This is a genomic window from Hydrocarboniphaga sp. (assembly GCF_028291725.1).
Taxonomy (GTDB): domain Bacteria; phylum Pseudomonadota; class Gammaproteobacteria; order Nevskiales; family Nevskiaceae; genus Hydrocarboniphaga.
Window position 1 is genome coordinate 33,401 of record NZ_JAQGNT010000057.1, and the last position, 13,539, is coordinate 46,939.

Genomic DNA, 13,539 nt, shown 5'->3' on the forward strand with positions numbered 1-13,539 from the left:
TGCCCCCGTTGCGCCCGCGCCGGCCGCGCCGCTCGCGCAGGCGCGGCCATCGTGAAGACCGAACAAAAGACCTGGACTCCCGCCAGCGGATGGAATCCCGCTGGCCCCGCGACGCTGGCGCAATCCGCACAGCTGGTGCTGGTCTTCGGCGCCATGTCCGCTTTGCGGAATTCCGGCCTGGTACAAATGATCCGCGAGTTCTATCCCGCCGCGCACATCTTCGGCTGCTCTACCGCCGGAGAGATCTGCGGCACCCTGGTCAGCGACGACTCGCTGGTCACCACCGCGATCCATTTCGAGCATACGCAGCTGCGCGCGGCGCAGATCAGCCTGGGTGCAGACGCCGACGGCCTGCGGACAGGCGAATACCAGGCGCGGCAGTTGCAGGCTTCAATCGTCGACCCCGACGGTGGCCCGGAGCAAAAACTGGCCCATGTGCTGGTGCTGGCCGATGGCCTGCTGATCAATGGCAGCGAGTTGGTCCGCGGGTTGATGGAACGTCTGCCGGTGAACGTCGCCGTGACTGGCGGCATGGCCGGCGACGGCGCGCGCTTCGGCGAAACCCTGGTGTTCAATGGCGATCGGCCCGAGCAAGGCATCGTCTCCATCGTCGGCCTTTATGGCAGCCGGCTGAAAGTCGGCTTCGGTTGCGCCGGCGGCTGGAGCGCTTTTGGACCGGAACGGCGGGTGACGCGCTCCAAGGGCAATGTACTGTTCGAACTGGACGGCCGCCCCGCGCTGGCTCTGTACAAGCAGTACCTGGGCGAACATGCCAGGGGCTTGCCGGGCACTGGTCTGCTGTTTCCGCTGAACGTATGGACGGCGGAAGGCGAAACGCCGGTGACGCGCGCGGTGCTCGGTGTCGATGAGGAACAACAAAGCATGACCTTTGGCGGCGACGTCCCCGAAGGCGCCCATGCGCGGCTGACCAAGGCCAACTCGGAGAAGCTGGTCGACGGTGCCATCGGCGCGGCGCGGGCCTGCCTGCTGCCGGAGACCATCGCTCCGGAGCTGGCCCTGTTGATCAGCTGCGTCGGCCGCAAGCTGGTGCTGAAGCAGCGCGTCGAGGAAGAAGTGGAAGGCGTGCGCGAGATACTCGGCGAGCAGGCCATGCTGGCCGGCTTCTATTCCTACGGCGAGATTGCGCCGTTCGCGCCCGGTGGACGCTGCGAACTGCACAACGAAACCATGACCATCACCACCTTCGCCGAGGTCTGATCATGGTACCCACGCAGAGTCTGCTGAAGCGCCAGCTGAAACGTTTTTTCGGCAGCGACTTCAGCATTCCTTCCGAATGGCAGGGCTTCATCGCGACCGTCGACAGCGCCTATGAGGAGTTCGAGGTCGATCGCGAGCTGATGGAGCGCGCGCTGGAAGTCAGCTCCGAGGAGCTGCTGGAGGCGAATTCGGAAATCCGGGCGATCTTCCAGGCGATTCCCGACCTGGTATTCCGCCTTGACGATGAAGGCACCATTCTGTCGGTCAAGGCCGGGGCCGGCGTTGACCTGCCGCAGCGCGAACTGTCCGGAAAACGCATCCAGGAATGCTGGCTCAAGTATTCCGGAGAGCGCTTTCATGAGGTTCTGCGTCGGGTGATCGAGGAAAAGGCGATGGTCAGCATCGAGCACGCGGAAGGCGCCAAGGGGCTGGAGTCGTTCCATGAAGTCCGGCTGGTGCCGCTGTTACGCAACCAGGTCGTCGCCATCGCGCGCAACATTACCGAACGCAAGAACGCCGAAGCCAAGCTCGAGCAGATGCACAAGCAGCTCGCCAACACATCGCGCCAGGCCGGCATGGCCGAGATCGCCACCAACGTGCTGCACAACGTCGGCAACGTGCTCAATAGCGTCAACGTCTCCGCCAGCCTGGTGGCGGACAGCGTGAAGAAATCCAAGAGCGTCGGCGTGGCCAAAGTCGCGGCGCTGCTGCGCGAGCACGAAGCCGACCTCGGCCGGTTCATGACCGAGGACCCCAAGGGCCGGCTGGTGCCGGCCTACCTGGCGCAGCTCGCCGAGCATCTGCACGCCGACCAGCAAGCCACGCTCGCGGAGCTCGATTCGCTGCAGCAGAACATCGAGCACATCAAGAAAATCGTGGCGATGCAGCAGAGCTACGCCAGGGTTTCCGGCGTCGTCGAAACTGCCAAAGTCGCCGAACTGGTGGAAGACAGCCTGCGCATGAACGAAAGCTCGAGCAGCCGTCACGGCATCCAAACCATCCGCGAATACGCCGACGACGTGCCGCTGATCCAGATCGACAAGCATCGAGTGCTGCAGGTGCTGGTCAATCTACTGCGCAACGCCAAGCACGCCTGCGACGACTCGGGGCGCCCGGACAAGCGCATCACGGTGCGAGTGGCCTGCGCCGACGCCCGCGTACGAATTTCGGTGACCGACAACGGCATCGGCATTGTGGCGGAAAACATCAAGCGGATCTTCAATCACGGCTTCACTACCCGCAGAAACGGACATGGCTTTGGCCTGCACAGCGGCGCCCTCGCCGCCAAGGAGATGGGCGGTTCACTGAGCGTACACAGCGACGGCCCGCAGCAAGGCGCGACGTTCACTCTGGAATTGCCATTGCAGCCAGCGCAGGAGCTCTCTTGAACCTGGCACCCGAGACCATCAATCGTCGCATCCTCGTCGTCGACGACAATCCCTCCATCATCGACGACTTCAGGAAGATCCTCGGCACCGATCCGAACGATGGCGGTGCGCTGAGGCACATCGAGGAGTCACTGTTCGGCGACGGTGTCGCCGCGGAAACCGCACGCCCAGTGTTCCAGATCGACTCGGCATGCCAGGGGCAGCAGGGTCTGGCCCTGGTCGAACAGGCGCAGAAGAGCCACCAGCCCTACGCCGTGGCGTTCATCGACATGCGCATGCCTCCGGGCTGGGACGGGGTCGAAACCATCGCTCACATCTGGCAGAAAGACCCGCGCCTGCAGATCGTCGTCTGCACCGCCTACTCCGACTACTCCTGGAAAGAGATGTCGGATCGTCTCGACCTCGGCGACCGGCTGCTGATCCTGAAAAAACCTTTCGACAACATCGAGGCCTATCAGCTGGCCTGCGCGCTGTCGGTGAAATGGGAATTGACCCAGCAGGCCGAGCTGAAGATGGGCCGCCTCGAAGACGCCGTCCGTGTGCGCACCAGCGCACTGAGCCGCGCCAACGAAGCCCTGCAAGGCGAAATCGCCGAGCGCAAACTGCTGCAGCAGCAGCTTGCGCAACTGAGCGTCACCGACGCGCTCACAGGTCTGGCCAACCGCCGCCGCTTCGACGATACGCTCGCCGCGGAATGGGCCCGAGCGCAACGGACCGCCCGCCCGATCGGCCTGGTGATGATCGATATCGATCATTTCAAGCCGTACAACGACCACTACGGGCACATCGGCGGCGACGCCTGCCTGCGCCGGGTGGCGACGGAACTGGCAGGTGTCACGCGCGGCGACACCGACCTGGTCGCCCGCTACGGCGGCGAGGAGTTCGCGATCATCCTGCCGGATGCGGATTGCGCCGCGGCCTGCGCGGTGGCCGAGCGCGCCTGCGCCGCGATCGCCGCGCTGCAGGAACCGCATGCCGCCGCGGCCGGCGGCATCGTCACCATCAGCGCCGGCATCGCTTCGCTGGCCCCGTCGGCGGAGACGCCCGCCGAACGCTTGATCGAGTTCGCCGACAGTGCCCTGTACGAGGCCAAGCGCGCCGGCCGCAACCGGGTCAGGAGCTGGCCCTTCGCTGCCGCTGCGGTCGGAGCGCACTTGAACCGGGGCCGGTAGGAGTCCTCCGCGCGCGATCGCGCCGTGATCGCGAAGGCAAACGAGCGGATGTTCCCCTCTCCCACTGGTGGGAGAGGGTGGCCCGAAGGGCCGGGTGAGGGTCTTGCTGCGAGCGCCAGCCCTCACCCCGCTTGGGCCCAAGCGCTACGCGACACCCTCTCAATGAACCGGCTCTGCCCCGCCAGCGACGTAGATCGGCAATCCCTTGCCGACGTGTGCGCCCCGATCGCTTGAGCACGTCGGCAAAGGATTGCCGACCTACCTTCGTCGGGTTCATGGTCCGTGAGCAGGTCCGCAAGGAACACGGGGCTACCCAGGAACCGCTCCCTCCCCTACAGGCGGGGGAAGGAGCTGGCCGGTTCCGGGATTCAAGCCGGCAGGTGCAAGCCTGCGGTGGTCTCTCTCGCAAGCGGGAGAGGGGAACGGCGGCGCGCGCGATCCTTGTTTGATGGAGAGAAGCGGCGTTAGCTCCACAGGCAAGCGGTCAGGAAACCGCCTGTTGAGTTTCCGCGGCTTCCCGGTGCTTTGCCCAGTCTCGCACCGCCTGCGCGAACAGCCTCAGCGCGGCCGGCGGGTGGCGGTTGGCCGGGTAGTACAGACAGAGTCCCGGGAAATAAGGACTCCAGTCGGACAGCAGGAGCAGCAGCCGGCCGCTGGCGAGGAGATCCGTTACCCGATCTTCCGGAACCCAGGCAATGCCGATACCCGACAGCGCGGCCTCGATCATCAGGCTGGTGTTGCCCAGCGTCATTGGTCCGGCGACATCGACGCTTTTCCCGCGGCGTTCGAGATCCCAGCGGTAGATCGCGCCGCTGTCGAAGCGGAACCGGATGCAGCGGTGTTGTACGAGGTCATGCGGCGCCAGTGGTCTGCCGCGCTGCGAGACATAGCCCGGTGACGCAACCGCGATCATCCGCATGTCTGGCCCAAAACGGACCGCGATCATGTCGCGCGGCACGGCTTCAAGCAGCCGTATGCCGGCATCGAAACCGTCGGCGACGATATCGACCATCCGGCCATCGACGACGAACTCGACCTGGATATCGGGGTATTGGGCCAGGAATCCCGGCAGCACGTCTCGAACAAGAACCACCGCTCCGGATTCAGCGCAGCTGATCCTGATGGCGCCCGTGGGCCGGTCGCGCCCCGCGGCGACTTCGGTCACGGCGTCTTCAAGGTCGGCGATCGCCGGTCGCGCGCGCCTCAGCAGCTGCTCGCCAGACTCCGTCAGCGCCACCGATCGCGTCGTGCGGTTGAACAGGCGCACACCCAGGCCCGCCTCCAGACTCCGCATCTAACGGCTGAGCGCCGACGGAGAGACTTCCAGCAGGCGGGCCGCCGCGCGAAAGCTTCGCTGTTCGGCAATGGCGATGAAGGCAGTCAACTCGGACAGGACGGGGCGCGGCATAGATGAGCACATCTCAATAGCTTGTGCAGTTCTGGCCTGATTGTTGAGCATTATGCTACGGCCTAAAATCCGGCCGGTGTCAAGAACGATCGAGCGCAAAGGGACTCCGCGCTCCAAACACCCACACGGAGAATGAAATGCATGCACGCAAACTGGGCAGCAGCGGTCTCGAGGTTTCGGCGATCGGCCTGGGCTGCATGGGCCTGAGCTTCGGCTACGGCCCGGCCACCGACCGGCACGAGGCCATCACGCTGATCCGCGCGGCCTACGAGCGCGGCGTCACTTTCTTCGACACCGCCGAAGCCTACGGCCCTTACATCAACGAAGCAGTCGTCGGTGAAGCGCTCGCGCCGGTCCGCGAGCACGTCGTCATCGCGACCAAGTTCGGCTTTACCGGCGGCGAAGTACAACGCGGCCTCGACAGCCGGCCCGAGAACATCCGCAAGGTCGCCGAGGCCTCGCTGAAGCGCCTGAAGACCGACGTGATCGATCTGTTCTATCAGCATCGCGTCGATCCGAACGTGCCGATCGAGGACGTCGCCGGTACCGTCAAGGCGCTGATCACCGAGGGCAAGGTCAAGTTTTTCGGGCTTTCGGAAGCGGGCGTGCAGACGATCCGCCGCGCGCACGCGGTGCAGCCGGTCAGCGCCGACACCCGGTTCGCGAGCGACGACTTCCGCAACATCGTGCCGCGCTTTGCCGCCGAAGCGCGCAAGGCGAACCAGACCGTCGTCGAACTGCTCGGCCGCATCGCCGCGCAGAAGCAGGCCACGCCGGCGCAGGTCGCGCTAGTGCGATGACTCACAAGTTTGGAAACATTGACGGCGGCGCTGGTCTCCTTCCCCCGCCTGCGGGGGAAGGCCGGGATGGGGGCGCGGGCGCGGAAGAAAGCTCGGTTCTGCCATCACGCCCCCACCCCAACCCTCCCCCGCACGCGGGGGAGGGAGCCCAATCTTTGTTTCCAAACTTATGAGTCATCGCGCTAGCCTGGCTGCTCGCTCAGCAACCGTGGATCGTGCCGATCCCCGGTACCACGAAGCTGCATCGCCTGGCGGAAAACCTCGGCGCGGCGTCGCTCGACCTGACACCTGAGGATCTGCGCGACATCGACAACGCCATCTCGAAGATCGCGGTGCAGGGCGCGCGATATCCGGAGCAGATGCAGAAGCGCATCGATCGCTGATCGACGCGAGCGACGACAAGCAGGCGGACGCATTCGCGCCCAGCGCGTCTTCGACGAGCGCAGCAGCTGAACTCTACAAACGGAGAACGACGATGGATTACCGCTACCTCGGACGCAGCGCCGTCAAGGTCTCGCCGCTGTGTCTCGGCGCGATGATGTTCGGCGGCGAGACCGACGAGCCTACAGCCAGGCGCATCATCGACAAGGCCGCCGAGCAGGGCATCAACTTCATCGACACGGCCGACGTCTACCACGCCGGGCGTTCGGAGCAGATCGTTGGACGTGCGATCGCCGAGCGGCGTGACCGCTGGGTCGTCGCCACCAAGTTCGGCTTCCCGTTCGCGCAGGGCCCGAACGAACAGGGACAGTCGCGCAAGTGGATACTGCAGTCGGTCGAGGCCAGCCTGCGGCGTCTTGGCACCGACTACATCGACCTCCTCTACTTCCACCGCGCGATTCCCGACGCGCCGCTCGAAGAAGGTGTGCGCGCCATCGGCGACCTGATCCGCCAGGGCAAGGTCCGTTACTTCGGGCTCTCCAACTTCCGCGGCTGGCGCATCGCCGAGGTGGCTCGCCTCTGCGACCAGCTCGGGCTCGATCGGCCTGTCGCCAGCGAACCGCTATACAACATCGTCGATCGCACCGCCGAGGTCGAGCAGCTGCCGGCCGCGGCGCATTACGGCCTCGGCGTTGTCTCGTACAGCCCGCTGGCGCGCGGCGTGCTTAGCGGCAAATACGCGATCGACGCGCCGCCGTCGCCGGATTCGCGAGCGGGCCGCGGCGACCGGCGCATCCAGCAGACCGAGTGGCGCCCGGAATCGCTGCGCATCGCGCAAACGATCGCGGCGCATGCAGCCGAGCGCGGCACCACGTCCATCGCCTATGCACTGGCCTGGGTGCTGAAGAACCGGCTCGTCAGCGCGACGATCGCCGGCCCACGCACCGAAGCGCAGTGGGACCGCTACATCGATGCGCTCAGCGTGCGGCTCGGGCCGGAGGACGAAAGCTTCATCGATGCGCTGGTACCGCCAGGCCACGCATCGACGCCGGGCTACACCGATCCTGGTTACCCGATCGAGGGGCGTCCGGTCCTGTAGATCAGCTCGATCGGGGCGTTCCTCGTGAAAGCTCACTCGCGACACGAATGAGCATTTTCCCGATCGCCTGATGATCCGCCGGAGTCAGGCGCTCTCTCGGCGCGGTTACGACAATCGCGCCGGCCGGAAATCCAGCCAGCTCGAAAATCGGCGCCGCGATGTTCGTTGCAGCGGGATTGATTTCGCCGTCGCTGACGGCGTAACCGTGCTTGCGCGTCGCTTCAAAGCTGTCCAGTAAGGGACCATCGGGCTCGGCGCCTAGCAGGGCCATCTGCCGGGCCGTATCCATGTAGGGAAGTACGGCGCGTCCCGTCGCCGTATTGCGCGTACCAACGAGAATGCCGAGCTGCGGCACCATCCGCAGTACCTGACGGCTCTCGACGACGTCGGCAATGACGAAGTTCTGCAGGTCCGGCACCACCAGCAGCACGGTTTCGCCGGTGTCGTCGCGGACTTGCTCCAGCAACGGCCGTGCACGCCGACGCAGGTCGCTGCTGCCCAGCGCGGCGTTGGCGACCGTCACGATACGGGCGGTCACTTCCCAGCGCACCGGCGGCTCGCGGGTGGGACGAATCCAGCCTCCATCGGCCAGGGTCATCACCGCCCGCTGGATCGCGCTCTTGTCCTGGTCGAGCAGCCGCGCAAGCGCGCGCACGCCGATCGGCTGATGGCTGGCAATCGCTTCCATCACCGCCAGAACCCGAGAGCCGCTATGACTGCGCTTGACGGCCAAAAAACTCTCCCCTGTATCCGCACTTGTATCCGCACTCGCCTTGACCGCTCCAAGCCACCTCTATAACGTATCACAAATATAATATAGCGTCTCACTAAGTGATACGAACCGCGATAAGTCTGAGGAGTGCAGGCATGAACACGAAGGTCGCCTTGGTCACCGGCGCTGCGGCAGGTATCGGCAGAGCGGTCGCCCTGCGCTTCGCGCGCGACGGCATGGCGGTTGGCGTGCTCGACATCAACCTCGATGGCGCCCAAGCCGTCGTCTCGGAAATCCAGGCGAAGGGCGGCACGGCGGTCGCCCTGGCAGCCAGCATCGGCGATCGCGCGCAGGTCGTGGCGGCGGTCTCCAAGCTGCGGGAAACCCTGGGGCCGATTGCGGTGCTGGTGAACAACGCCGGCATCACCGGCTATGCGCGCTTCCAGGATCTGACCGATGAAGCCTGGGATCGTGTGATGGCGATCAACCTGAAGGGCAGCTTCATCGTCACCCAGGTGGTGCTGCCCGACATGGAGGCCGCCCGCTGGGGCCGGATCGTCAACATCTCCTCGTCGAGCGCGCAGACCGGCGCCGAGACGATGGCGCATTACTCCGCGTCGAAGGGCGGCATCATCGCGCTCACCAAAACGCTGGCGCGGGAACTCGGGCCACTCGGCATCACGGTGAACAACATTCCGCCGGGCATGATCATGAACACCATCATGTCCGAGGCCACCGTAGACCGTTTCCCGATTCCTAAAGAAGAACTGGTGAAGACCATCCCGGTGCGCCGTACCGGCGAGCCCGACGACATCGCCGGCGCCTGTGCATGGCTGGTTGCCGAAGAGAGCAGCTACGTCACCGGCCAGACCATCGGCATCAATGGCGGAAGAATCGTCTCCTGACCGTCGAGGCGGGAACAAAGAGCGCTTCGTGATTCCGTTTGCCTGCCGCCACGCGGCAACAGAGTAGGACATGCCTTCGATTGCCGTGAAACCCCTGCGCGAAGACCTCTCGTTCGGCGTGCGCATCGTCGGCGTTACGCAAGCGGCGCTTGAGGATGACGCCATTCGAAAGCAGATCAACGCGCTGTTCGAGCAGCACGGCATGATCGTCTTCGAAGAAATGGAGCCCAGCAGCCAGTTGCATGTGGCGCTGAGCACGGTGTTCGGCCCGCTGAAGAAGCACCCGTTGCCGGGCGTCACACAGGTCGATGCAGAGAAAGAGCTGGGCATCATCGATATCCGGCATGTCCCCGGAACCGGCGGCATCGTCGAGATCGAGGGCGAGCGGCTGGCCAACTGGCTGCCCTGGCATTTCGACCATTGCTACAACAACGAGCTGAATCGCGCGGGTGTGCTGCGGCTCATCGATATTCCGCCAACCGGCGGGATGACGGGTTTTGCCGATGGCCTCCAACTGTACCGTGCGTTTTCTCCAGCGCTGCGCAAGCGCATCGAAGGACGCAAGGTCATCTACACCTTGAACCTGATCTACGCGAACATGCGTTTCGGTCTGCCCAAGGGTTTCCGCGAGCTGAAAGTTCACGAAGACGCCTACAAGGTGACCGAATCCGGAAAGGGCATGCCGCGCGCGATTCATCCGGCGGTGTGGACAAGACCCAACGGCGAAAAAGTGCTGCACGTGTCGCCGTGGATGGCCGCCGGAATCGAGCTGCACGAAGACGCCGAAGGCGACGCTCTGCTGGAGTCGGTGTGCCGCGAGATCGCCGAAAAGATCAGGCCGTATTTCCACAAGTGGAAGTCGACAGACATGTTGATCTGGGACAACTGGCGCATGCTCCACTGCGTCAGCGGCCATGACCCGCAACAGCCGCGTCGCATGCAGCGTACGACGATCAAGGGCGACTACGGACTCGGCTACTTCGAGAACGGCGCAGTGGGTGGAAAAATCCTAGAGATGACGGTGTAGCCGTCCACCGGACGCAACGACAGTCTCGACATAACTAGAACGAGGAGCCGCCATGGCGCGAGCAGTGATAGCGGGAATCGGGATCGACTACGAGTTGATCGGGCCTGCGGACGGACATGTGGTGGCGCTGACGCCGGGCGGCCGCTACGCCCGCGACACCCCGGGCCTGCGTCAGCTTGCTGACAACCTGGTCGCAGGCGGAAAGCGGGTGCTGCTGTGGGACCGGCCCAACTGCGGCGCTTCCGACATCTGCTTCGAAGGCAGCAGCGAATCGGACATGCAGGCCCGCGCGCTGATCGGTCTGATCGCGGAACTGAAGCTGGGGCCGGTCGCGCTGGCCGCCGGATCGGCCGGCTCTCGCGTATCGCTGATCGTCGCCGCCAAGGCGCCGCAGGCGGTTTCGCATTTGATCCTGTGGTGGATCAGCGGCGGGCCCTTGTCCCTGGCTCAGCTGGCGTCCTACTACTACTTCGAGTCCGCAATGGCGGCCTCACACGGCGGCATGGCCGCCGTGGCCCAGCTCGGCACCTGGGCACAGCAGATCGAACGCAACCCGGCCAATCGCGACATCATCCTGGCCCAGAACCCGGAGCGCTACATCGACACCCTGCAGCGCTGGGCGCTGGCCTTTGCCTACTCGGAAAGCTCGCCGGTGCCAGGCATGACGCCTGCAGATTTCTCGGCGCTGAAAATCCCCGCGCTGATTTTCCGCAGCGGCAACAGCGACACCAGCCACACACGCCGCACCAGCGAATGGGTGCATGAACTGCTGCCGCAATCGACAATCGTCGATCCGCCCTGGTCCGACCAGGAATGGAACGAGCGCCTGACGGCCTCGCTTGCTCAGGGTCGCGGACTGTTCGAAGGCTGGCCCAAGCTTGCGCCGGCGATCCTGGACTTTGCGAGCTAGCATGGGCTCGCTCACAGGAAAGGTCGCTGTAGTGACCGGCGCCAGCCGAGGCATCGGCAGGGGCATCGCCCTCGCGCTCGCGGAGCAGGGCGCGACGGTTTACGTCACCGGACGAACGGTGACGGCCGGATCGCATCCACTACCCGGCAGCGTCGGCGAAACCGCGATCGAAGTCGATCGCAGAGGCGGCAAGGGTATTGCCGTGCAAGTCGATCACGGGCAGGACGATCAGGTTGCGGCGCTGTTCGAGCAGACCGCACGCGAGCAGGGCCGGCTCGACATCCTGGTGAACAACGCCATCTCCATTCCCGCCGAGCTGACGCAGCCGGGGCCGTTCTGGGACAAGCCCATTTCCAACTGGGAGATGATCGATGTAGGGCTGCGCTCCAACTTCGTCGCGGCCTGGCATGCCGCGAAGATCATGCTGCCGCAGAAGTCCGGCCTGATCGTCGCGCTCTCCGGTTACGTCGGCGTCACCTACACCTACAACGTGATCTTCGGCACCTGCAAGAGCGCCACCGACCGCATGGCGCGCGACATGGCGATCGAGCTGAAGCCATACGGCGTGGCTTCGCTGTCGCTGTGGCAGGGCTTCACCTACACCGAGCGGGCTCGGCAGAACCTGAAGACGGTTGCCGGCATGGCCTCGCAGCTCAACAGCACGGCCGGCAGTTCCGTCGAGTTCCCAGGCCGCGTCATCGCGGCACTTGCTGCGGACCCGGGCGTATTGAAGCGGACCGGCGGCAGCTTCATCAGCGCCGAGCTGGCGCAGGAATACGGCATCACCGACATCGACGGCAGAACCATCCCGTCGCTGCGCGCGGAGCGCGGCTCGCCGATCTGGTCGCCGGTTTAGTATTGGAAGTCAATCAACAGATATGCTGATTAACGAAACCTGGAGCATGCAGTGACAGAACGCAGATTCGATGGCCGTGTCGCGGTGATCACCGGTGCCGGCCGAGGGCTGGGGCGCGAGTACGCGCTGCTACTGGCATCCAAGGGCGCCAGAGTCGTGGTCAACGACCTCGGCGTCAGCATGCAGGGCGACGGCAGCGATGCCGGCCCCGCCGAAACGGTGGTCCGCGAAATTCGATCGGCCAGCGGCGACGCGGTTGTCTCCACCGATTCGGTGGCGACTCCTGCGGGCAGCCAGGCCATCATCCAGGCGGCGCTCGATCACTACGGCCGCATCGACATCCTGATTCACAACGCCGGCACTGTCCGCTACGGGTCTCTGGAAGAGATTCCGAATGCGGACTTCGAAGCCGTGGTCGGCGTGCATCTGATGGGCGCGTTCTATCTGGTCCGCAGCGCGTTTCCGCATATGGCCAAGGCGGGCTACGGCCGCGTCGTGCTGACTTCGTCGATCGGCGGCCTTTACAGCATCCCCAACGGCGTGCCCTACGCCGTCTCCAAGTCCGGCATGATCGGCCTGAACAACGTGGTCGCGCTCGAAGGCGCGGCCAAGAACATCAAGAGCAACATCATTCTGCCCGGCGCGGTGACGCGCATGGCCGAAGGCCTGGATGTGTCGCAGTACCCACCGATGGGCGTGGATCTGGTGGCGCCGGTGGTGGCCTGGCTGGCGCATGAGTCCTGCTCGGTCACCGGCGAGATGTATACCTCGATGGCCGGTCGCGTCGCCAAGGCCTTCATCGCCGAAACCGAGGGCGTTTACCGCCCGTCGTGGTCCATCGACGATGTCGCCGAGCAGATCGACGCCATTCGCGACACCGGCAAGCTGCCAGACAAGCTGTGGGCGCTGCCGCCGGTTCCGTCGGGCTTTGGCGAGCATCTGCAGCGCAGCTTCGACATGGCTCGAAAAGGACAGCAGAAAGCGGGCAAGTAGCGTTGTCATTCCCGCGAAGGCGGGAATCCAGCGAAGAGTCGCGCGACGCTGCAAACCCTGGATTCCCGCCTGCGCGGGAATGACGGTTGAAAACCTCAGAATCACTGGAGATCCGCATTGGACAACATCAACGAAGAACTGAAAGCCCTGCTGGAGCGCGACAAGATCCGCGAGTGCATCGTGCGACTCGCGCGCGGCGAAGACCGTCGCGACGGTGAACTGATCCGCACCTCCTATTGGCCCGACTCGACCACCGACTACGGCATGTTCGTTGGCAGCTTCCAGGAATATTTCGACTGGGTGATTCCCGGCTCGCCGGTGATTCCGGTCACGCAGCATGTACTCGGGCAAAGCCTGATCGAGTTGAAGGGCGACACGGCACGGGTGGAGACGCAGGTGGTTTCCTATCACCGCGTCAACATGGGTACTGAAGAACGCGACACCACCATCGGCGGCCGCTACCTCGACCGCATCGAAAAGCGCGACGCCGAATGGCGCATCGCCCAGCGCACGATGCTGTACGACTGGTTCCAGGATTTCGGCGTGTCGGTCGACTGGTCGCAGGGCGTGATGGGCATGCCGTTTAGCGCCGGCCACTACACCGGCCGCGCCAGCGGCGATTACAGCGAAACCTTCTTCGGCAAGAAGCCGGCCGCTCGAGGAGATTGAG

11 protein-coding genes and 3 pseudogenes are annotated in these 13,539 nt (G+C 64.7%); 12 read left to right on the top strand and 2 right to left on the bottom strand.

What is annotated here, in order from left to right; genetic code table 11:
- Positions 1-51 precede the first annotated feature (51 nt).
- Genes JWQ90_RS15400 through JWQ90_RS15410 form a run of 3 tightly spaced genes read left to right on the top strand, consistent with a single transcriptional unit; the run spans position 52 to position 3,778 of the window.
- Positions 52-1,218, top strand: coding sequence for an FIST N-terminal domain-containing protein (locus JWQ90_RS15400; protein WP_299695767.1), 1,167 nt, complete (start codon positions 52-54; stop codon positions 1,216-1,218).
- Between the two features lie 2 nt (positions 1,219-1,220).
- Positions 1,221-2,606, top strand: coding sequence for an ATP-binding protein (locus JWQ90_RS15405; protein ID WP_299695769.1), 1,386 nt, complete (start codon positions 1,221-1,223; stop codon positions 2,604-2,606).
- Positions 2,603-3,778 carry a diguanylate cyclase gene (locus tag JWQ90_RS15410; RefSeq protein ID WP_299695771.1) on the top strand — a complete coding sequence of 392 codons (1,176 nt, stop codon included), beginning with the start codon at positions 2,603-2,605 and terminating at the stop codon, positions 3,776-3,778. Before JWQ90_RS15405 ends, JWQ90_RS15410 begins: the two co-directional genes overlap by 4 nt.
- 484 nt (positions 3,779-4,262) lie before the next feature.
- On the opposite strand, the pseudogene JWQ90_RS15415 reads toward JWQ90_RS15410, so the two are convergent.
- A pseudogene (locus tag JWQ90_RS15415) lies at positions 4,263-5,186 on the bottom strand (LysR family transcriptional regulator).
- A 137-nt stretch (positions 5,187-5,323) separates the two neighbouring features.
- On the opposite strand from JWQ90_RS15415, the pseudogene JWQ90_RS15420 reads away from it, so the two are divergent.
- From JWQ90_RS15420 to JWQ90_RS15430, 3 genes and pseudogenes are all read left to right on the top strand, one after another.
- Positions 5,324-5,977 (top strand): annotated as a pseudogene (locus JWQ90_RS15420) (aldo/keto reductase); the annotation flags it as partial.
- A gap of 185 nt (positions 5,978-6,162) precedes the next feature.
- A pseudogene (locus tag JWQ90_RS15425) lies at positions 6,163-6,369 on the top strand (aldo/keto reductase); the annotation flags it as partial.
- 92 nt (positions 6,370-6,461) lie between these two features.
- Complete coding sequence (locus JWQ90_RS15430) at positions 6,462-7,466, top strand: aldo/keto reductase (RefSeq protein ID WP_299695777.1); 1,005 nt, start codon at positions 6,462-6,464, stop codon at positions 7,464-7,466.
- A gap of 1 nt (position 7,467) precedes the next feature.
- On the opposite strand, the gene JWQ90_RS15435 is transcribed toward JWQ90_RS15430, so the two are convergent.
- Positions 7,468-8,199, bottom strand: a complete 732-nt coding sequence (locus JWQ90_RS15435) for an IclR family transcriptional regulator (RefSeq protein WP_299695779.1) — start codon at positions 8,197-8,199, stop codon at positions 7,468-7,470.
- Positions 8,200-8,333: 134 nt separating this feature from the next.
- On the opposite strand from JWQ90_RS15435, the gene JWQ90_RS15440 reads away from it, so the two are divergent.
- The 6 genes from JWQ90_RS15440 to JWQ90_RS15465 all read left to right on the top strand — a co-directional run bounded on the left by JWQ90_RS15440 (position 8,334) and on the right by JWQ90_RS15465 (position 13,538).
- Entirely contained in the window at positions 8,334-9,083 is a 750-nt protein-coding gene (locus JWQ90_RS15440; protein WP_299695781.1) for an SDR family NAD(P)-dependent oxidoreductase, read from the top strand.
- A 70-nt stretch (positions 9,084-9,153) separates the two neighbouring features.
- Positions 9,154-10,110, top strand: a complete 957-nt coding sequence (locus JWQ90_RS15445) for a TauD/TfdA family dioxygenase (protein ID WP_299695783.1) — start codon at positions 9,154-9,156, stop codon at positions 10,108-10,110.
- 52 nt (positions 10,111-10,162) lie between these two features.
- Complete coding sequence (locus tag JWQ90_RS15450; protein ID WP_299695785.1) at positions 10,163-11,020, top strand: alpha/beta hydrolase; 858 nt, start codon at positions 10,163-10,165, stop codon at positions 11,018-11,020.
- A gap of 1 nt (position 11,021) precedes the next feature.
- Entirely contained in the window at positions 11,022-11,876 is an 855-nt protein-coding gene (locus JWQ90_RS15455) for an SDR family NAD(P)-dependent oxidoreductase (protein ID WP_299695787.1), read from the top strand.
- A 51-nt stretch (positions 11,877-11,927) separates the two neighbouring features.
- Positions 11,928-12,869: an SDR family NAD(P)-dependent oxidoreductase gene (locus JWQ90_RS15460; protein ID WP_299695789.1), complete on the top strand. Its 942-nt coding sequence runs from the start codon at positions 11,928-11,930 to the stop codon at positions 12,867-12,869.
- A 117-nt stretch (positions 12,870-12,986) separates the two neighbouring features.
- Positions 12,987-13,538, top strand: coding sequence for a nuclear transport factor 2 family protein (locus JWQ90_RS15465; protein WP_299695791.1), 552 nt, complete (start codon positions 12,987-12,989; stop codon positions 13,536-13,538).
- Position 13,539 lies beyond the last annotated feature (1 nt).